Here is a 17,814-nt window from a genome sequence, read left to right on the forward strand (position 1 = left end):
CTTCGAGCGTACTTGAAGCCGTTCACTCGCGGCATGGCGAAGACAGGTCTCAAGCAGCGGATGATCGGGCAGTTCCACCACCCGCACGGCATCGGCGGGCGGGTCGCCGGGCGGGTGATGGCCCACCGGAGCTCCAACCGGCGGCGCAACGTCTGGGTGGTCTCCCTCCTGGACGTCCAGCCGGAGGACCGGGTGCTCGAAGTCGGCTTCGGCCCCGGGATCGCGCTCGGCGAGCTGGCCGCCCGCGCGACCCGGGGCCGGGTCTACGGCGTCGACCACTCCGCGGTCATGGTCGAGCGGGCGAGCCGGCGCACCCGAGCCGCGGCCGACCGGATCGAGCTGGTCCACGCCTCGGTGGTGCACCTGCCGTCGTTCGGCGAACCGCTCGACGCCGTGCTCGCCGTCAACAACGCGGGCTTCTGGCCCGATCCGCCGGAGCGGCTCCGCGAGCTGCGGCGCCTGCTACGGCCCGGTGGGCGCATCGCGCTCGCGTCCCAGCCGAGGTGTCCCGGCGCCGACCGGGGCACCACGGCCCGGGCCGCCCGGGAACTGCAGGACCTGCTCACCCAGGCGGGATTCACCGAACTGCGGGTGGAGACGCTCGACCTCGACCCGCCGGTCGCGTGCGTCCTCGGCGTCACCCCGCACTGAGCAGCCGGTCCCGCAGGCGGTCCGCGGCCGCCAGGTGCTCGCCGACGTCGGCGAGCAGCCGCCCGTGGCGCTTCACGATCCGGCCCGCGACCAGGACCGTGTCGACGTGCGCACGGTCCATCTGCTGCGTCACCGTGCTGTACGGGTCGAACACCGGCGCGACGCCGACGCCGTCGGCCCGCAGCAGCACGACGTCCGCCGGCCGGCCGGGAGCCAGCGTCCCGCCGTTGGTCGCGGTGCGCAGTACGTCTCGCACGGTCGTCACCGGCTCGCCCGCGGACAGCTCGTCGTACCGGGACACCTGGTAGGCCGCGCGCATCTGCGTGAACATGTCCGCGGCCACGGTGACCTCGACGTCCGTGCTGAGGCTCACCGGGACCCCCGCCCGGGTCGCGGCGGCGAACGGCGGGTGCCCGTGGCCCATCACCAGCTCGACCGCCGGGGCGATCGACAGCGACCCGCCGCTGTCGGCGATCAGGGCCAGCTCGCCCGCGTCGAGTCCGGTGCCGTGGATGAACGTGGTGCCGGGCCGCAGGACGCCGAGCGCGTGCAGCCGGGAGACGGGCCCTTCGCCGTGGTGGCGGTGCACGACGTGGCGGGCCGTGCGGACGGCGAGTTCGTCCGCGAGGCGGGCGTTGTGGCGTTCGGCCTCGTCGTCGCCCGGCTCGGTGACGAGCGCGAGCGTGACCAGCGCGCCGTCGTCCGGCAGCAGCGCGGAACGGACGCGGCACACGTCGGCGTCGAGGGCCGCGCCGTGGCGCTGGGCGCGGGGAAAGCTGTTGCCGTAGGCGAAGACGGCGCGGATGCCGCTGTCCTTCAGCGCCTGGACCAGCGCGTCGGACGCGGCCGGGGTGTCCTGGATGTTCGAGACGTCCTGCACGGTGGTGATGCCGGCGTCCAGCGCCGCGTACGCCGACAGCAGGTTCCCGAGGTACAGGTCTTCCGGCGTCAAGGTGGGGCCGACGCGCTCGAGGACGGTGCCGAAGTACTCGGCCAGGGTGTGGTGCGGCGCGCTGCCGCGCAGGGTCGCCTGCCACATGTGCCGGTGCGTGTCGACGAATCCGGGGATCGCGAGGCACCCCGAAGCGTCGATCTCCGCCGCGGCGGCGGCGGTCAGGTCCGGGCCGACACCGGCGATCCGGCCGCCGGTGACGAGGATGTCCGCGCGGTCCGGGTCGCCGAGGCCGGGATCCATCGTGAGGACCCGCGCGCCGCGGATGATCAGGGAGTTCGTCATGCCTCCACGGTCGGGCCCGGCCGGGCTCGGGAACCACCTACCGACGTGAAATGGGAAGATCCTCCGCACAGGAGGGCCTGATGACCGAATCTCCCGAGTTCGACGTCCTGGATCGGAAGATCCTCCACGCGCTGCAGGTCGACGGGCGGGCGCCGCTCCAGCGCGTCGCCGACGTCGTGGGGGTCTCCGCGCAGACCGTCCACCGCCGGTACAGCCGGTTGCGCGTCGCGGCCGGTCTGCGGGTCACCGGACAGCTCCGGCCCGAAGCCGTCGGCGAGGAGGAATGGTTCCTGCGGATCCGGTGCGCGCCGGACCGCACCGGGACGATCGCGCGGGCGCTGGCCCGCCACGACGAGACCTCCTGGGTCCACATCGCTTCCGGTGGCACCGAAATCATGTGCGTCGCCCGCAGCAGCGCAAGCACCGGGCCGACGCTGCTGCACGCGTTGCCGAACACCCCGCGGGTCAAGGAGATCAGCGCGCACTGCCTTCTGCACACCTACTACGGCGGCGAGTTGAGCATCGTGACCAAGACCGGCCCGCTGGCCGACGACCAGGTCGCCGCCCTGCGGTTCGGTCCCCGCGCGGACCCCGGCGTCGTGGCGCTCACGGCGACGGACCGCGCGATGACGGCCGTGCTCGCGCGGGACGGCCGGGCCGGCTACCCCGAACTGGCCCGCGCCGCCGGGTGTTCGGCGTCGACCGCCCAGCGGCGGCTGACCGAGCTGCGCCGCCACGGCGTGCTCTACTTCGACCTGGACCACGACCCGCGCGTGCTCGGCCGCACCAAGCTCGCGATGCTCTGGCTCGGCGTCGGCCCCGCCACGCAGGACGAGGCCGGGCGGGCGCTCGCGGCCCACCCCGAGGTGTCGTTCGCGGCGGCCACGACCGGCCCGGCCACCCTCTACGCGGCGGTCAACTGCCCGGACAACGCCGCCCTCCACCGGTACCTGACGGGACCGGTCGCGCGGCTGCCGGGCCTCACCTCCGTGGAGACGGCACCGATCACCGAGACGGTGAAGCGGGCGGGATCGGCGCTCAGCCGACCGTGAAGCTCGCGGACAGCGTGGCCGCCGAGCTGGTGCCCACGTACACCTCGATCTTCCCCGGCTCGACGCGGAACTTCGCGGCGTTGTCGTAGAAGCCGACGTCGTCCGGGGTGAGTGTGAACGAGACGGTCGTCGACGCACCCGCGTCGAGGGTGACCCGCTGGAACCCGCGCAGCCGCCGGACGGGCTGCACGATGGAGGCGACCGGGTCGTGCAGGTAGAGCTGGACGACCTCGTCGCCCGCGCGGCCGCCGGTGTTCGTCACCCGGGCGCTCACCTGGATCCGGCCGCCGCGGGCGGCCATCCGCGAGTCCGAAAGCCGGAGGCCGTCGACGCGGAAGGTCGTGTACGACAGGCCGTGGCCGAACTCGTAGAGCGGGCCGGACTCCAGGTCGAGGTACTTCGACGTGTACTTGTTGTTCGGGTCGGCCGGGCGTCCGGTGTTCTCGTGGTTGTAGTAGATCGGGATCTGGCCGACCGCGCGCGGGAAGCTCACCGGCAGCTTGCCGCCCGGGTTGACCGTGCCGAACAGGACGTCCGCGACCGCGTGGCCGCCCTGCACACCCGGCGCCCACGCCTCGAGGATCGCGGGCGCGTTGTCGTGCAGGTACGGGATCGTCAGCGGCCGGCCGTTGACCAGCACCACCACGAACGGCTTCCCGGTGTCCTTGATCGCGGCGACGAGCCCCTGCTGCACGCCGGGAAGGTCGATGTTGCTGCGTGCGGCCGCTTCACCGCTCATCGCGGCGGTTTCGCCGACCACGACGACGGTGACGTCGGCCGCGCGGGCGGCCTGCTGCGCGGCGGCGAACCCGCCGGTGTCGGTCCCGTCGACGGTGCAGCCCGCGGTGTAGGTCACCGTGGCCCCGGGCACCGCGGCCTTGATGCCGTCGACCACCGTCACCGGCGGGGTCGTGCCCGCGCCGGTGCCCAGGCCCGCCCAGGTGCCGTTGAGGTCGTAGGTCGCCGCGCCGAGCGGGCCGACGACGGCCACCGAGCCGACCGTCTTGGCCAGCGGCAGCACCGGCCCGTCGTTCTTGAGCAGCACCATGCACCGCCCGGCGGCCTGCCGTGACGCGGCGAGCGCGGCGGGCGAAGGCGCTTTCACCTCGCCGGTTTCGTCGACGTACGGGTGCTCGAAGAGGCCCAGCTTGACCTTGACCAGCAGGATCCGGCGGACGGCGTCGTCGATCTGCTCGCGCGTGATCCGGCGCTCGGCCAGCAACTGCTGCCCGTACCGGACGTAGTTGGTGCTGACCATCTCCATGTCGACGCCGGCCGGCAGCGCCGCGGCCGCGGCGTCCGCGCCGTCCCCGGCGAGACCGTGGTTGATCAGCTCCTCGATGCCGGTGTAATCGCTGACGACGAACCCGCGGAAGCCGTAGGTACCCTTGAGGACGTCGTGCAGGACGTAGCCGTTGCCGTGCGCGGGGACGCCGCTGATGGTGTTGAAGCTCGCCATCACCGTCGCCACGCCGGCCTCGACACTCGCCTTGAACGGCGGCAGGTAGAGGTTGTGCAGCCGCTGCAGCGAGACGTCGACGGTGTTGTAGTCGCGGCCGCCTTCCGCACCGCCGTAGGCGACGAAGTGCTTGGCGCAGGCGGCGAGGCGGTCCGGTGACGAGTAGTCGCCGCCCTGGTAGCCGCGGACCTTCGCCACGGCCATCTGCGAAGCCAGGTAAGGATCTTCGCCCGATCCTTCGGCGATGCGCCCCCAGCGTGGCTCGTGCGTGACGTCCATCATCGGCGCGTAGGTCCAGTGGATGCCGCTGCGGCGGGCCTCCTTCGCGGCGACCGTCGCGTCGGCGGCCGGCACGCCGGGGTCGAAGCTCGCGCCCTGGGCCAGCGGGATCGGGAAGTTCGTGGTGTAGCCGTGGATCACGTCGAGGCCGAAGATCAGCGGGATGCGCAGCCGCGTCTGCTCGACGGCGATCTTCTGCAGCGCGTTGAGCTTCGCCGCGCCCACCACGGAGAACACCCCGCCGAGCTGCCCGGTGGCGAGGGACGTCCGCGCGAGGTCCTCGGTGCCGACCAGCTGGAGCTGGCCGAGCTTCTCGGCGAGGGTCATCTTCCCGAGCAGGTCTTCGACCCGCGGGTTCCGCTCGGGCCGCGCGGCGGGGTCCGCGGCGGCGGGCGGGGCGAGCACTGAGGCGACTCCCCCGGCGGCGAGGAGGCCGCCGACCCCGGCGAGGAGGCTCCGCCGGTTGACGCCGTCGGCGGTCGGCGACGGGGCTGCGTGACTCTCGGGCTGTTCCATGGCGGGGACCCTTTCGCGAGAGAACGAGGGCCGTCAGCATAAGCACGAATGCCCGGTTTCCACCTCGTGACGCCGAGCCCGTCCTGGCAAGCGCTTCCTGCTGAGCCGATCCAGCCGATGTCAATCCTTGACAACCTGCCAACGCCGTCTTAACGTTCGTTCACGCCGCCGGGTTGTCCAGACCATTTATTCACCTCCGTGAACGAATGGTGGAGCGGAGCGCGCCCGCGCTCCGGTCCGCGTCCACGTCGCGAAAGGACACCTCGATGCGCGTGCGTTCCCTGCTCGTCCTGCTGGCGGTCCCGGCACTGGCCGCCGCCACCGCCCTCCCCGCACTGGCGGCCGACCCGTCGGTGGCCCCCGGCGGCAACTTCGACCTGGGGATCTGGCAGCTGCAGGAGCCGGTCGGCTCCCCCGGCTCGCCGACCACCATCTCCTCGTCGCGCCTGCAGGGCGCGAACGGCTTCCAGGACAGCTACTTCTACACCGACACCCGGGACGGCGCGATGACCTTCTGGGCGCCGGAAAAGGGCGTCACCACGCCGAATTCGAACTACGCGCGGTCCGAGCTGCGCGAGATGAACCGCGACGGCTCGGCGGCGAACTGGTCGCTGAGCGGGTCGCACAAGCTGACCGCGACGCTGCGCGTGGTGTCGGTGACGTCGAACGTGTGCGTGGGCCAGGTCCACCTCGGCACGGGTGGCTCGTCGACGAAACCGTTGCTGGAGCTGTACTACCACTCGAACGGCGACATCGTCCTCGGCACCGAGAACTCCCCCGACGGCGGCCAGACCGCGCACACCGTCGGGCACGTGTCGATCGGCAAGACCTGGACGTACACGATCGGCATCTCGGGCGGCACCACCATCGACCTGACGGTCAACGGCAGCACCACCCACTACGCGATCCCGTCGTCGTTCGCCGCGTACAAGCAGTACTTCAAGGCGGGCTCGTACAACCAGTCCTCGTCGGACAGCACGACCAAGGGCGCGCGGGTGGCGTTCTACGGCCTGACCGTCTCCCACGGCTGACCGCACCGGCCCGGTGGCCGCCACCACCGGGCGCGCCCGGCTCAGCGCCAGCCCAGCTCCGGGGCGACGTGCGTCAAGATGCTCTCCAGCACGTGCGCGTTGTAGTCGACGCCCAGCTGGTTCGGGATGGTCAGCAACAGCGTGTCCGCGGCCTGGACCGCCTCGTCCTCCTTCAGCTCGCGCACCAGCTCGTCCGGCTCGCCGGCGTAGGAGCGCCCGAAGATCGCCCGGGTGTTCTCGTCGATCATGCCGACCTGGTCGCGTGAGTTGCGGTCGCGGCCGAAGTACGCGCGGTCCTGGTCGTTCGTCAGCGCGAAGATGCTGCGGCTGACCGACACGCGCGGCTCGCGCTCGTGCCCGGCTTCCTGCCACGCCTCCCGGTAGGCCTCGATCTGCTTGCGCTGCTGGACGTGCAGCGGCTCGCCCGTCTCGTCGTCCTTGAGCGTGGAGCTCTGCAGGTTCATGCCCAGCTTGGCCGCCCAGACGCTCGTCGCGTTGGAGCTGGACCCCCACCAGATGCGCTCGCGCAGGCCCGCGGAGTGCGGTTCCAGCCGCAGCAGCCCGGGTGGGTTGGCGAACATCGGCCGCGGGTTCGGCTGCGCGAAGCCTTCGCCCTCCAGCAGCTTGAGGAAGACCTCGGTGTGCTGCCGGGCCATGTCGGCGTCGGTCTCGCCGTCGGCCGGGGCGTACCCGAAGTAGCGCCAGCCCTCGATGACCTGCTCGGGGGATCCCCGGCTGATACCGAGCTGAAGCCGGCCCCCGGAGATCAGGTCGGCCGCGCCGGCGTCCTCGACCATGTACAGCGGGTTCTCGTAGCGCATGTCGATCACGCCGGTGCCGATCTCGATCTTCGACGTGCGCGCGCCGATCGCCGAGAGCAGCGGGAACGGGCTCGCCGCCTGCCGCGCGAAGTGGTGCACGCGGAAGTACGCGCCGTCGACGCCGAGTTCCTCGGCCGCGACCGCCAGGTCGATCGACTGGTGCAGGAAGTCGGCGGCGGACCGGGTCTCGGAGTGCGGGCTCGCCGACCAGTGGCCGAACGAGAGGAAGCCAATCTTCTTCACACCTCTCCCAGCGTCCGGCGGCCGGCAATGATTCCCGGGTGTGAGCGGGCCGACCGCTTGCACAGTGCCGGTCCGGTTGTTCGCCATTGCGGGTTCCTTTCCCGGAACCGGAAAGAATCTCCGCGTTAGGATCGGGCGATGGCGCTGACCGACGACGAGACGCAGCTGGTGGCCCTGGTGGCGGAGTTCGTCGACGAGCGCGTCCGCCCGCGCGTCCGCGCGTTCGAAGCCGACGACAGCTACCCCGCCGAGCTCATCGACGAGATGAAGACGCTCGGCTTCTTCGGCCTCCTGGTGCCCGCCGACCACGGCGGCGTCGACGTCGGCACCGCGTGCTTCGCCCGGGTCACCGAGGAGCTGGCACGCGGCTGGATGAGCCTGGCCGGGGCCATCGGCGGCCACTCGGTGATCACGTACCTGATCAAGACGTTCGGCACGCCCGAACAGCGCGCGAAGTACCTGCCCGCGATGGCCGACGGCGGCGTCCGCGCCACGATGGCGCTGACCGAACCCGGCGGCGGCAGCGACCTGCAGGCCATGCGGACGGTCGCCGCGCCGGACGGCGACGGGTACGCGGTCACCGGGTCCAAGACCTGGATCTCCAACGCCGCCCACTCCGGGCTGATCGGCCTGCTCTGCATCACCGACCGCGACGCGGAACCCGCCCACGGCGGCATGAGCGTGCTGCTCGTCGAACCCGGCGACGGGCTGACCGTCTCCCCCAAGCTGCCCAAGCTGGGCTACCGCGGCGTCGAAGCGTGCGAACTGGTCTTCGAGGACATGGCGGTGCCCGCGGACGCCGTCCTGGGCGGGACGCCGAACGAAGGCTGGGTGCAGATGATGCGCGGCCTGGAGGTGGGCCGGATCCAGGTCGCCGCGCGCGCGGTGGGCGTCGGGCAGGCGGCGCTGAACGACGCCGTGCGGTACGCGCAGGAACGCGAGTCCTTCGGCAAGCCGATCTGGCAGCACCAGTCCGTCGGCAACCTGCTCGCCGACATGGCCACCAAGGTGCGCGCGGCCCGCCTGCTCACCCTCGACGCCGCCGAGAAGCTCGACGCCGGCGAGCGCGCCGATCTGGAGGCCGGGATGGCGAAGCTGTTCGCGTCCGAGACCGCGATGCAGGTCGCGCTGGACGCGATCCGCGTCCACGGCGGCTACGGCTACTCCAAGGAGTACGACGTCGAGCGCTACTTCCGCGACGCGCCGCTGATGATCGTCGGCGAGGGCACCAACGAGATCCAGCGGACGGTCATCGCGACCCAGCTCATCGCCCGCAACCGAATCGGGTGACACGCCGGGCATAACTTGACTCATTCCAGAGAAGCCCCCTAGGGTGACCCGGGTGATGACCGACTTCGAGGCGCAGCTGCGGGCGGCCTCGTTGCGGGTGACCCGGCCTCGGCTGGCCGTGCTCACCGCGCTGCGCGACCACCCGCACGTCGACACCGAGACGGTGATCGCGCTGGTGCGGGCCGAGCACCCGACGGTGTCGCACCAGACGATCTACGACGTCCTGCGGGCGCTCACCGACACCGGCCTGGTGCGGCGCATCCAGCCCGCCGGGGCGACCGCCCGGTACGAGTCCCGGATCGGGGACAACCACCACCACGTCGTGTGCCGCACCTGCGGTGCGATCGCGGACGTCGACTGCGCCGTCGGCCACACCCCGTGCCTGACCGCCTCGGACGACCACGGTTTCGTGATCGACCAGGCGGAGGTCGTCTACTGGGGTACCTGCCCCGACTGCGCGGCCACCCGAACCTCCCATTGATTGCCGCCCCGGAAGGAAGTAGATGAGCAACACCCAGGACAACACCCCCTCGAGCGCACAGGGTGTGGACCAGAAGGCGGCGGCCGGCTGCCCGGTCGCACACGACTCGGTGACCTCGCACGGCAGCGAGAGCGAGAACCCGGCGATCGATTCGCCGCAGCCGACGTCGGGTGGCCGTCCGCGCACCCTCAAGGACTGGTGGCCCAACCAGCTCGACCTGACGGTGCTGCACGCCCACTCGTCGAAGAGCAACCCGCTCGGCGAGAACTTCGCCTACGCCAAGGAGTTCGCGAAGCTCGACGTCGAGGCCCTCAAGCGGGACATCACCGAGGTGCTCACCACGTCGCAGGACTGGTGGCCGGCGGACTTCGGGCACTACGGCGGCCTGATGATCCGGATGAGCTGGCACGCCGCGGGCACCTACCGCATCTACGACGGCCGCGGCGGCGCCGGTGACGGTGGGCAGCGCTTCGCCCCGCTGAACAGCTGGCCCGACAACGCCAACCTCGACAAAGCGCGCCGGCTGCTCTGGCCGGTCAAGCAGAAGTACGGCCAGAAGATCTCGTGGGCCGACCTGCTGGTGCTGGCCGGCAACGTCGCGCTGGAGTCGATGGGCTTCAAGACCTTCGGCTTCGGCTTCGGCCGCGTCGACACCTGGGAGCCCGAGGAGATCTTCTGGGGCCCCGAGGACGACTGGCTCGGCGACGAGCGCTACGCGAGCGACACCGAGATGGTGCCCGAGCTCGGCGCGACCGAGATGGGCCTCATCTACGTCAACCCCGAGGGGCCCCGCGGCAGCGCGGACTTCGAGGCGGCGGCCCACTTCATCCGGGAGACCTTCGCCCGGATGGCGATGAACGACGAGGAGACCGTCGCCCTCATCGCCGGCGGCCACACCTTCGGCAAGACCCACGGCGCCGGCGTTGCCGACGACCACGTGGGCCCGGAGCCCGAGGGTGCGCCGCTGGAGTCGCAGGGGCTGGGCTGGCTGAGCACCTACGGCACCGGCAAGGGGCCCGACGCGATCACCAGCGGCCTCGAGGTCACCTGGACCGACAAGCCGACCCGGTGGAGCAACCGCTTCCTCGAGATCCTCTTCGGCTACGAGTGGGAGCTCACCACGAGCCCCGGTGGCGGCAAGCAGTACGTCGCCAAGGACGCGCCGGAGATCATCCCGGACCCGTACGACCCGAACAAGAAGCACAAGCCGACGATGCTCACGACGGACCTGTCGCTGCGCTTCGACCCGGTCTACGGCCCGATCTCCCGCCGCTTCCTGGAGAACCCGGACGAGTTCGCCCTGGCGTTCGCCAAGGCGTGGTACAAGCTGCTGCACCGCGACATGGGCCCGGTCAGCCGCTTCCTCGGCCCGTGGGTCGCCGAGCCGCAGCTGTGGCAGGACCCGGTGCCCGCCGTCGAGGGCGACCTCGTGGGCGACGCCGACATCGCCGCCCTCAAGGCGAAGGTGCTCGACTCGGGTCTCTCGGTCAGCCAGCTGGTCAGCACGGCGTGGGCGTCGGCCGCGACCTTCCGCTCCACCGACAAGCGCGGCGGCGCGAACGGCGCCCGCATCCGCCTCGAGCCGCAGCGGAGCTGGGAAGTCAACCAGCCCGAGCAGCTCGCGACGGTCCTGGCGAAGCTCGAGGGCATCCAGCGCGAGTTCAACGAGGCCGGCGGCGCGCAGATCTCGCTGGCCGACCTGATCGTCCTGGCGGGCTCGGCGGCCGTCGAGAAGGCGGCGCACGACGCCGGCGTCGAGACGACCGTCCCGTTCCACCCGGGCCGCACGGACGCGACCCAGGAGCAGACGGACGTGGACTCGTTCAAGGTGCTCGAGCCGCGCGCCGACGGGTTCCGCAACTACCTGCGGGCGGGCGAGAAGCTCCAGCCGGAGACGCTCCTGGTCGACCGCGCGTACCTGCTCAGCCTGACGGCCCCGGAGATGACGGTCCTGGTCGGCGGCCTGCGCGCCCTGGCCGGGGCCCGGCACGGCGTCTTGACCGACCGGCCGGGCGTGCTCACCAACGACTTCTTCGCCAACCTGCTCGCCCCGGGCACGAAGTGGAAGGCATCGGAGTCCGAGGAGAACGTGTTCGAGATCCTCGACGTGACCACGGAAAAGCTGAAGTGGACGGCCACGGCGGTCGACCTGGTCTTCGGCGCCAACTCCCAGCTGCGCGCACTGGCCGAGGTGTACGCGAGCGACGACGCACGCGAGAAGTTCGTCGCGGACTTCGTGGCGGCGTGGACGAAGGTCATGGAGCTGGACCGGTTCGACCTGGTCTGATCCTTTCCGGCGGACGGGCCCGGCCGATCCTCGTGATCGGCCGGGCCCGTTCGTTTCACTGGCGCCGGGCGCTGATTCCCACCGCCACCGCGAAAACCGCCAGCACTCCCGCGAGCCCGGCCAAGCCGAGACTCAGCGAACCGGCCGCCGCGAGGGCTCCGACCGCCAGGGGGCCGCCCGCGTCGCCGAGTTCGCGGCCCACCTCGGCCGCGCCCACCGTCTGGCCGAGACGCTCCTTGGGCGTTGTCGCGGCCAGGTGGGCGAAGCCGATCGGGGTCGCCAAGCCGGTTCCGACGCCGATCGTCAGCGCGGCCACCAGGAGTCCGGCGATGCCCGGCAGCACCGTTGGCGCGGCCAGTCCGAGGGCGGCGATCGCGAGCCCGGCCGTCATGCCCGGCGCGTCGCCGATGCGGCCCGCGTCGCGGGCGCGGCCGGCCCACGGCTGGACCAGCGCTCCCGCGGCCGCCAGCAGGGACACCACCGCTCCGGTCGGCAAAGGGCCCAGGCTCGCGCCGGCCACGGGCAAGAAGCCCACGCCGACCGCGACGGCCGCCGTCGCGCCCGCGAGGGTGGCCGTCGGGCTCAGGAAGCCGCGGGTGGCGAGGCGGCGGGCGAGGTCGAGCACCGTCTGGCGGGTCCGCGGCAGCGGCTCCACCACCGGGACGACGACTGCGGCCCAGCAGGCGACCGCCAGCGCGAGCCCGCCGAGCGTGGCGAACAACAGCGGATAGCCGCCGACCGTGGTCAGGACGCCGCCCAGGACCGGGCCGAGGGTGTAGCCGAGGCCCTTCCACGCGCCGTAGCCGCCGAACGCACGGCCGTGGCCGGTCTTCGGCGCGAGCCGGGCCACCAGCGCGCCGGCGGCCGGGGAGAACGCGGCCGCGGCGGCACCCTGCCCGAGCCGCGCCAGGCCGACCAGCGCGGGATCACCCGCGAGCACGAAGGCCGCCGACGCGACGGCGAACGCCCCCAGCCCGCCCAGCAGCACCGGCCGCGGCCCGACCCGGTCGGCCAGGGCCCCGAACACCGGCTTCAGCACGACCTCGGCACCGTCGTACACCGCCAGCAGCACTCCCAGGGTGAGCAGCGACGCGTGTTCGGCTTCGGTGTAGCCGCCGAGCCCGGCGGCGATGCTGTGCGCACCGAACGCCGTGACGAACCCGGCCGCGTACACCGGCGCCCGCCGCCGATCCGTCAGGCCGCCCACGAAACGCTCTCGGAAGAACCCACGGTCGCCCTCACATCTGGTGCAGGGCCTGGAAAACCCGGTCGGTGTACTCGGCGAGCCGCCCGACGCAGTGCGTCAGGCGTTCGTCGGCCTCCGTCGCGGCCGGCGCGCCGAAGACGTCGCGCGCCTTGATGTCGCGGTGCCACCGGCGCAGCCGCTCCAGGCTCTGCTCCTCCTCTTCGAGCTCGGCCATGGTGAACTTCCCGACGCGGATCTCCTTGTCGATTTCGGCGTCGAACTTGCCGCAGTCGGCCAGGAACTCGGCCCACTCCTCAGCGCGCTCCGCGGTGAACAGCGCCTCGAGCCGGGCGGCGTCCGGCGCCGAGCGCCCGGCCGCGGCCAGCACCAGGACCTCGCCGTCCCCGCGCCCGGCCAGCTCGATCACCCTGGCCACGCCGCCGGCGAACACAGGCGCGTCCGGCACGGCCCAGACCCCCTGCCCCAGCGACAACGCCCCGACACGCCGGAGTTCACGCCAGACGGCGACGCGATGACGGCTCGGCTCGGCGGGCACCCGCACCACGAGCACCGACCAGTGTGAAGTCTTGGTCACACCGGAGAATGTAGCAGCTGTTACATCCACCGGAACACAACTCGGGAAGCGGATCAGGGTCCCTCGGACCTCCGTGGTCAGGGCCGGTAGCCCGCAGTGACGACCGCCCGGATTCCGCACACTCTTCGTGACGGTCCACCCAGGACCTCCGATGCGCCTTGGCCCGCACCGGCTTTCTGGAGCGGCCTGGAGGTCGTCGCGACGCCGACCCCGGCCGGCACCACCTACACCGTCCTGTCGACGTCCGGCCAAGGCACTTCGGTGACCAACGCCCCGCTGCCCTTCAAGCCCGCCTACCTCAGCGTGCGCACGACCCTGGACAGCTGGCGCGGCCGGTCGAACGTCGTCACGGCGTGCTGAGGTCCGGGCGCAGGGCGTCGACGATCAGGTCGAGCAGCCGGCCGATCCGCTCCGCGTCCTGGCCGGCCGAGGTGGAAAGGAACGCGCCGAGCACCAGCAGCGTGACGTCCTCCGGGTCGAGGCCGGCGCGCAGCGTGCCGGCGCGCGCTCCGGCGTCGAGGATCGCGCCGATCGCCGCGGTGATGCGGCTGCGCGTCGCCGGGGTCGCGATCCGGCCGGACGCCAGGCTCGCGCGGAGGCTGTCGGCCATGCCGCGCTTGGTTTCCACGAAGGCCGCGTAGCGGTCCATCCACGCGCGGAGTGCCGCCTCCGGCGGGAGCTTCCGGAGCAGTGCCGGGGCACTCGCGGTCACGTCGTCGAGTTCGGCCGCGTAGACGGCTTCGACGAGCTCTTCGCGGGTCGGGAAGTGGCGGTAGAGCGTGCCGATCCCGACGCCGGCCTCGCGGGCGATCGCCTCCAGCGCGACGGTGCCGTCGGCGGCGGCGAAGGCGGCCCGCGCGACCGCGACGAGCTTCTCCCGGTTGCGCCGCGCGTCGGAGCGCACCGAGCGGCCGGGTTCGGGCGACGACAAAGCGGAGGCACCTCCGGTTGTGCTACGGTCGGCTTAGCGGAGGGACCTCCGCTTCACCCATTGTCGCACGAGGACGGGACCACCCATGCCTTCCACCGACCATGCCCCGCGGCCGGGCGGCACCGGCGCGCTCGCCGGGCACACCGTCTCCCGCGTCGGCTACGGCGCGATGCAGCTCGAACGCCTCCACGACGACCGCGACGCGGCCGTCGCGTTGCTGCGCCGGGCCTTCGACCTCGGCGTCGACCACGTCGACACCGCGCAGTTCTACGGCAACGGCTTCGTCAACGGCATCATCCGCGAGGCCGTCCGGCCCGGCGACGACGTCGTGGTGGTGAGCAAGGTCGGCGCCGACCCGGACCCCGGCGGCCCGATCCCGCTCCGCCTGGCCCAGCGGCCCGAGGAACTGCGGGCGAGCGTCGAGGACAACCTGCGGGCCCTCGGCCTCGACCGGATCCCGCTGGTGAACCTGCGCCGCGCGGACCGGCGGCCCGGCGTCACGGCAGAGGGCGACCAGGTCGTCGACCTCGACGACCAGCTCGCGGTGCTGACGGCCCTGCGCGACGAAGGCAAGATCGGCGCGATCGGGCTGAGCAGCGTCACCCTCGACATCCTGCGCCGGGCGCTGCCGGCCGGGATCGCGTGCGTGCAGAACGCCTACAGCCTGGTCAGCCGCGACGACGAGGACATGCTCGCGCTGTGCGTCGCGCAGGACATCGCCTGGGTCCCGTTCTTCCCGCTCGGCGGCGCCTTCCCCGGCCTGCCGAAGGTGACCGACGAGCCGGCCGTGCGGGCCGCCGCCCGGGAACTCGGCCGCACGCCGGCGCAGATCGGCCTGGCGTGGCTGCTGCACCACGCCCCGAACGTCCACCTCATCCCCGGCACGGCGAGCGTGGACCACCTGGAGGGCAACGTCGCCGCCGGCGGCATCGTGCTCGACGGCGAGACGCTGGCCGCTCTCGACGCCGTCCGGTCCCGCTCGATGGACGCCGCCCTCGGCTAATCGCGGTCCCAGGGCAGGACGGCGCCGTTGCGGACCAGCTCGCCGTACCGAGCGGGATCGAGCGGCCGGAAGACGAGGTCCAGCAGCGTGTCCGCCGCCTGGGCGGGGCTCGGCGCGTCACGCACGTCCCACCAGAGGGCGGAGGTCGGCGTGTTCATCATCCCGGGGCAGACGGCGGCGAGCAGGATCCCGCGCGCCAGGTCGTCGGCACGGCGCTGCGCGGCGAGCGTGCGCACGGCCGCGACCTGGCCGATCTTGGACGGGATGTTGACGAAGCCCGGCCAGTCGCCGGCGCGGGCGCTGCCGTCCTCGACGGCGTCGCGCCAGGCCGCGACCCGCTTGTCCAGTTCGTCCAATGAGGACAGTCCGGTGAAGCGGTCGTGCAGGGCGGGCGCCAGGTGGTTCAGCGTGCCGAACGAGCTGGCCACGACGAGGAACCGGCCGCGGTCGCGCAGCAGCGGCGCGAAGGCGCGAAGCAGCCGCGTGGTGCCGAAGTTGTTGACCTCGGCGTAGGCGCCGACGATCGCGCGCGGGTCGTCGTCGGGGCCGACGCGCATGACGGCGTTGCCGATGACGACGTCGACCCCGCCGTGCCGCTCCGCCAGCCGCGCGGCGAGGCGGCCGGGCGCGCCGGGCTCGGCGACGTCGAGGACCTCACCGCGGACCTCGGCGCCGCCGGCCGGCATGGCTTCGACGGCCTCCGCGACGCGTCCGGCGTCGCGGCCGGTCAGGTAGACGGTGTCCTCGGTGGCCAGCCGGGCCGCGAGCCCTTCGACGAGGGCGAGTCCCAAGCCCTGGGTGGCACCGGTGACGAGCGCGATCTTCGGGGTCATGCCCCCACGCTAGAACCGGCCCGGCCATGCGAACAGCGAAAGATACGCAGACCTGGTATGCGTAAGTGTCATGACCTTCGCCGACGCCTCCCTGACCGCGCTGCGGGTGTTCCGCGAGGTGGCCGAGCGGGGCACGCTCACCGCCGCGGCCACCGCGCTCGGGTACACCCAGTCCGCGGTCTCCCGGCAGATCGCGGCGTTGGAGCGCGCGGCCGGAACGCCAATGCTGGAGCGGCGCCACGACGGCGTGCGGCTCACGCCGGCCGGGCAGATCGTGGTGCGCCGCGCGGCGGGCGTCATCGACCAGCTCGACGCCACCGCGCGCGAGCTGGCCGGGCTGCCCGGCGAGCAGGGCACGGTCCGGCTGGGCTGGTTCCCGACCGCCGGGGCCGAACTGCTGCCCCGCGCGCTGGAGGCGCTGCGGCGCACGCACCCGGCGATCACGGTGGTCAGCCGGGAGGGCGGCACGCCGGCGCTGGTCCGCGCCCTGCGGGCCGGCACCCTGGACCTCGCGCTGGTGGCCTCGGCACCGCCGTTCCGCCCGCCGGACACCGAAAGCCCGGCGCTGGTGCTGCGGACGCTCGCCGAGCGCAGCCTGCGCGTGGCGGTGCCGGCGACCCACCCGCTCGCGCGCGGGGAGTACATCGACGTCGCCGACCTGCGCGGCCGCCGGTGGATCGCGGGCTCGGGCGACGACCGCGTGCTGGGCGTCTGGCCGGGGCTGGACGAGCGGCCCGAGATCGCCCACACCGCCCGCGACTGGCTGGCGAAGCTGCGGCTGGTCGCGGCCGGGTGCGGCATCACGACGGTGCCGGGATCGCTCGGCGCGGTGGTGCCGCCCGGGGTGCGGGTGCTGGAGGTCCGCGGCGGCCCCGGGGAACAGCGCCGGGTGTTGCTCGCCCACCTCCCACGGCCGCTGTCCGAACCCGCGGCACGGGTCGCCGCGGCATTGCGGGAGGCGGCGCTCGCGACGGACGCGACCGGGTGACGACCCGCCCGGACACGGCGTGCGGTGGTCTGGCTGGGCGATCACCACCGGGCTCGAGCGCCTGCCGCGAACGCCGGGCCGCCCTCACGCCCGCCGAATCACCGCAGGCCGACCACGGTCCGCGGCGTCAGCCGCCCCTTCTCCGGTTCTCGCCTGATCTCGCCCGCCGTGATCGCCGACCCCAGTGCCCCGATCGCGTCCTCCGGGCGGTAGATCGTCTCCAGCAGCGTGAAGCGCTGCAGCTGCGCGACCGTCTGATCGCCCCGGCGGGCCAGCTCCGCCAGCAGGGCGCGGCGCAACGGCAGCAGCTGCGGTGTCAGCGAGATGTCGACCAGCGTTCCCTCGGCGTCGCGCGGGTCGCGGCAGCGGATGCCCGCGAACTCGTCCACCGCCCACAGCTCGGTCTTGAACGTCGCTAGGTGCTTCGTGTCCGCCGTCAAGAAGGCCAGCACGCGCGCCGAACCGTCGTCCGCCACCAGCTCGACCGAACACCCCGGCTCGACGACCCGGCTCTCCGCCGGTGCGGTGACCAGCACCTCGTGTCCCTTGCCGCGGGCCAGTGACCGGGCCAGTGGCCAGGTGTCCGCACCGTCCACATGGGCCAGCAGCGGTCCGGCCGCCTCGACGTCACCGAGCTCGGCGACCACGCGCACCGACAAGCCGTCCGGCACTTCCGGAGGCACCGCCGAGCCGACGATCACCAGCTCCAGGTGCCCTTCGAGCCGATCGGAGAACTCGCCGAACACCCGGAGCGCGTCGGCCGCGAAACCGCCGCACTCGACGTATGTGCCGCCGCGCTGGGAGCGCAGCGCCTTCGCCGTCCACGCGTCGAGGTACCGCACCAGCACGTCCCGCTCCACCGCGGCATGCTGGTCAGGGCGCCGCACGCGCTCGGCCACGTCTCCGGTTGTACCGCAGTGAACCGCCCCGC

At 72.8% G+C, this 17,814-nt stretch carries 16 protein-coding genes; 8 read left to right on the plus strand and 8 right to left on the minus strand.

Going from position 1 to position 17,814, the window contains the following annotated elements; translation table 11 throughout:
- The first annotated feature begins 33 nt into the window (after positions 1-33).
- Positions 34-651 carry a class I SAM-dependent methyltransferase gene (locus OG738_RS38640; RefSeq protein ID WP_329048484.1) on the plus strand — a complete coding sequence of 206 codons (618 nt, stop codon included), beginning with the start codon at positions 34-36 and terminating at the stop codon, positions 649-651.
- Here OG738_RS38640 and OG738_RS38645 read toward each other — a convergent pair.
- A complete protein-coding gene (locus OG738_RS38645; protein ID WP_329048486.1) occupies positions 638-1,888 on the minus strand; it encodes an amidohydrolase family protein in 1,251 nt (416 codons plus the stop codon). The genes OG738_RS38640 and OG738_RS38645 overlap by 14 nt on opposite strands.
- An 80-nt stretch (positions 1,889-1,968) precedes the next feature.
- On the opposite strand from OG738_RS38645, the gene OG738_RS38650 reads away from it, so the two are divergent.
- Entirely contained in the window at positions 1,969-2,940 is a 972-nt protein-coding gene (locus tag OG738_RS38650) for an Lrp/AsnC family transcriptional regulator (RefSeq protein ID WP_329048488.1), read from the plus strand.
- Here OG738_RS38650 and OG738_RS38655 read toward each other — a convergent pair.
- Positions 2,927-5,194, minus strand: a complete 2,268-nt coding sequence (locus OG738_RS38655; protein WP_329048489.1) for a glycoside hydrolase family 3 N-terminal domain-containing protein — start codon at positions 5,192-5,194, stop codon at positions 2,927-2,929. The genes OG738_RS38650 and OG738_RS38655 overlap by 14 nt on opposite strands.
- 266 nt (positions 5,195-5,460) lie before the next feature.
- Between OG738_RS38655 and OG738_RS38660 the strand changes: the two genes are divergently transcribed.
- Positions 5,461-6,225, plus strand: coding sequence for a polysaccharide lyase family 7 protein (locus OG738_RS38660; RefSeq protein ID WP_329048491.1), 765 nt, complete (start codon positions 5,461-5,463; stop codon positions 6,223-6,225).
- Between the two features lie 41 nt (positions 6,226-6,266).
- On the opposite strand, the gene OG738_RS38665 is transcribed toward OG738_RS38660, so the two are convergent.
- Entirely contained in the window at positions 6,267-7,289 is a 1,023-nt protein-coding gene (locus OG738_RS38665; RefSeq protein ID WP_329048493.1) for an LLM class flavin-dependent oxidoreductase, read from the minus strand.
- Positions 7,290-7,427: 138 nt separating this feature from the next.
- Here OG738_RS38665 and OG738_RS38670 point away from each other — a divergent pair, with 138 nt between their 5' ends.
- Genes OG738_RS38670 through katG form a run of 3 tightly spaced genes read left to right on the plus strand, consistent with a single transcriptional unit; the run spans position 7,428 to position 11,347 of the window.
- A complete protein-coding gene (locus OG738_RS38670) occupies positions 7,428-8,579 on the plus strand; it encodes an acyl-CoA dehydrogenase family protein (protein WP_329048495.1) in 1,152 nt (383 codons plus the stop codon).
- A 55-nt stretch (positions 8,580-8,634) separates the two neighbouring features.
- A complete protein-coding gene (locus OG738_RS38675; protein WP_329048497.1) occupies positions 8,635-9,060 on the plus strand; it encodes a Fur family transcriptional regulator in 426 nt (141 codons plus the stop codon).
- A 22-nt stretch (positions 9,061-9,082) separates the two neighbouring features.
- On the plus strand, positions 9,083-11,347 hold the full coding sequence (gene katG, locus OG738_RS38680) for a catalase/peroxidase HPI (protein ID WP_329048499.1): 2,265 nt from the start codon (positions 9,083-9,085) through the stop codon (positions 11,345-11,347).
- Positions 11,348-11,402: 55 nt separating this feature from the next.
- Here the strand turns inward: katG and OG738_RS38685 are convergent, their stop codons facing one another.
- The 3 genes from OG738_RS38685 to OG738_RS38695 form a co-directional block, all read right to left on the minus strand.
- Entirely contained in the window at positions 11,403-12,554 is a 1,152-nt protein-coding gene (locus OG738_RS38685; RefSeq protein WP_442875838.1) for an MFS transporter, read from the minus strand.
- A gap of 31 nt (positions 12,555-12,585) precedes the next feature.
- Positions 12,586-13,128: a Chromate resistance protein ChrB gene (locus tag OG738_RS38690; RefSeq protein WP_329048501.1), complete on the minus strand. Its 543-nt coding sequence runs from the start codon at positions 13,126-13,128 to the stop codon at positions 12,586-12,588.
- Positions 13,129-13,474: 346 nt separating this feature from the next.
- Positions 13,475-14,059 carry a TetR/AcrR family transcriptional regulator gene (locus OG738_RS38695; RefSeq protein WP_329048503.1) on the minus strand — a complete coding sequence of 195 codons (585 nt, stop codon included), beginning with the start codon at positions 14,057-14,059 and terminating at the stop codon, positions 13,475-13,477.
- 85 nt (positions 14,060-14,144) lie between these two features.
- Between OG738_RS38695 and OG738_RS38700 the strand changes: the two genes are divergently transcribed.
- On the plus strand, positions 14,145-15,062 hold the full coding sequence (locus OG738_RS38700) for an aldo/keto reductase (RefSeq protein WP_329048505.1): 918 nt from the start codon (positions 14,145-14,147) through the stop codon (positions 15,060-15,062).
- Here the strand turns inward: OG738_RS38700 and OG738_RS38705 are convergent.
- Positions 15,059-15,895 (minus strand): SDR family NAD(P)-dependent oxidoreductase, encoded by an 837-nt coding sequence (locus tag OG738_RS38705; RefSeq protein ID WP_329048507.1) that lies wholly within the window; start codon positions 15,893-15,895, stop codon positions 15,059-15,061. The genes OG738_RS38700 and OG738_RS38705 overlap by 4 nt on opposite strands.
- A gap of 70 nt (positions 15,896-15,965) precedes the next feature.
- Here OG738_RS38705 and OG738_RS38710 point away from each other — a divergent pair, with 70 nt between their 5' ends.
- On the plus strand, positions 15,966-16,883 hold the full coding sequence (locus tag OG738_RS38710) for a LysR family transcriptional regulator (protein ID WP_329048508.1): 918 nt from the start codon (positions 15,966-15,968) through the stop codon (positions 16,881-16,883).
- Positions 16,884-16,981: 98 nt separating this feature from the next.
- On the opposite strand, the gene OG738_RS38715 is transcribed toward OG738_RS38710, so the two are convergent.
- Positions 16,982-17,782, minus strand: a complete 801-nt coding sequence (locus OG738_RS38715; protein ID WP_329048510.1) for a hypothetical protein — start codon at positions 17,780-17,782, stop codon at positions 16,982-16,984.
- Between the last annotated feature and the right edge of the window lie 32 nt (positions 17,783-17,814).

It is taken from the genome of Amycolatopsis sp. NBC_01488 (assembly GCF_036227105.1).
In the GTDB taxonomy this organism is placed as follows: domain Bacteria; phylum Actinomycetota; class Actinomycetes; order Mycobacteriales; family Pseudonocardiaceae; genus Amycolatopsis.

What these genes read in the sequence shown, in the direction of transcription:
- OG738_RS38660 (WP_329048491.1), top strand. Translation starts at nt 5,461, where the DNA reads ATGCGCGTGCGTTCCCTGCTCGTCCTGCTGGCGGTCCCGGCACTGGCC.
- OG738_RS38645 (WP_329048486.1), bottom strand. Translation starts at nt 1,888, where the DNA reads ATGACGAACTCCCTGATCATCCGCGGCGCGCGGGTCCTCACGATGGAT.
- OG738_RS38675 (WP_329048497.1), top strand. Translation starts at nt 8,635, where the DNA reads ATGACCGACTTCGAGGCGCAGCTGCGGGCGGCCTCGTTGCGGGTGACC.
- OG738_RS38655 (WP_329048489.1), bottom strand. Translation starts at nt 5,194, where the DNA reads ATGGAACAGCCCGAGAGTCACGCAGCCCCGTCGCCGACCGCCGACGGC.
- katG (WP_329048499.1), top strand. Translation starts at nt 9,083, where the DNA reads ATGAGCAACACCCAGGACAACACCCCCTCGAGCGCACAGGGTGTGGAC.
- OG738_RS38705 (WP_329048507.1), bottom strand. Translation starts at nt 15,895, where the DNA reads ATGACCCCGAAGATCGCGCTCGTCACCGGTGCCACCCAGGGCTTGGGA.
- OG738_RS38670 (WP_329048495.1), top strand. Translation starts at nt 7,428, where the DNA reads ATGGCGCTGACCGACGACGAGACGCAGCTGGTGGCCCTGGTGGCGGAG.
- OG738_RS38710 (WP_329048508.1), top strand. Translation starts at nt 15,966, where the DNA reads ATGACCTTCGCCGACGCCTCCCTGACCGCGCTGCGGGTGTTCCGCGAG.
- OG738_RS38700 (WP_329048505.1), top strand. Translation starts at nt 14,145, where the DNA reads ATGCCTTCCACCGACCATGCCCCGCGGCCGGGCGGCACCGGCGCGCTC.
- OG738_RS38650 (WP_329048488.1), top strand. Translation starts at nt 1,969, where the DNA reads ATGACCGAATCTCCCGAGTTCGACGTCCTGGATCGGAAGATCCTCCAC.
- OG738_RS38640 (WP_329048484.1), top strand. Translation starts at nt 34, where the DNA reads ATGGCGAAGACAGGTCTCAAGCAGCGGATGATCGGGCAGTTCCACCAC.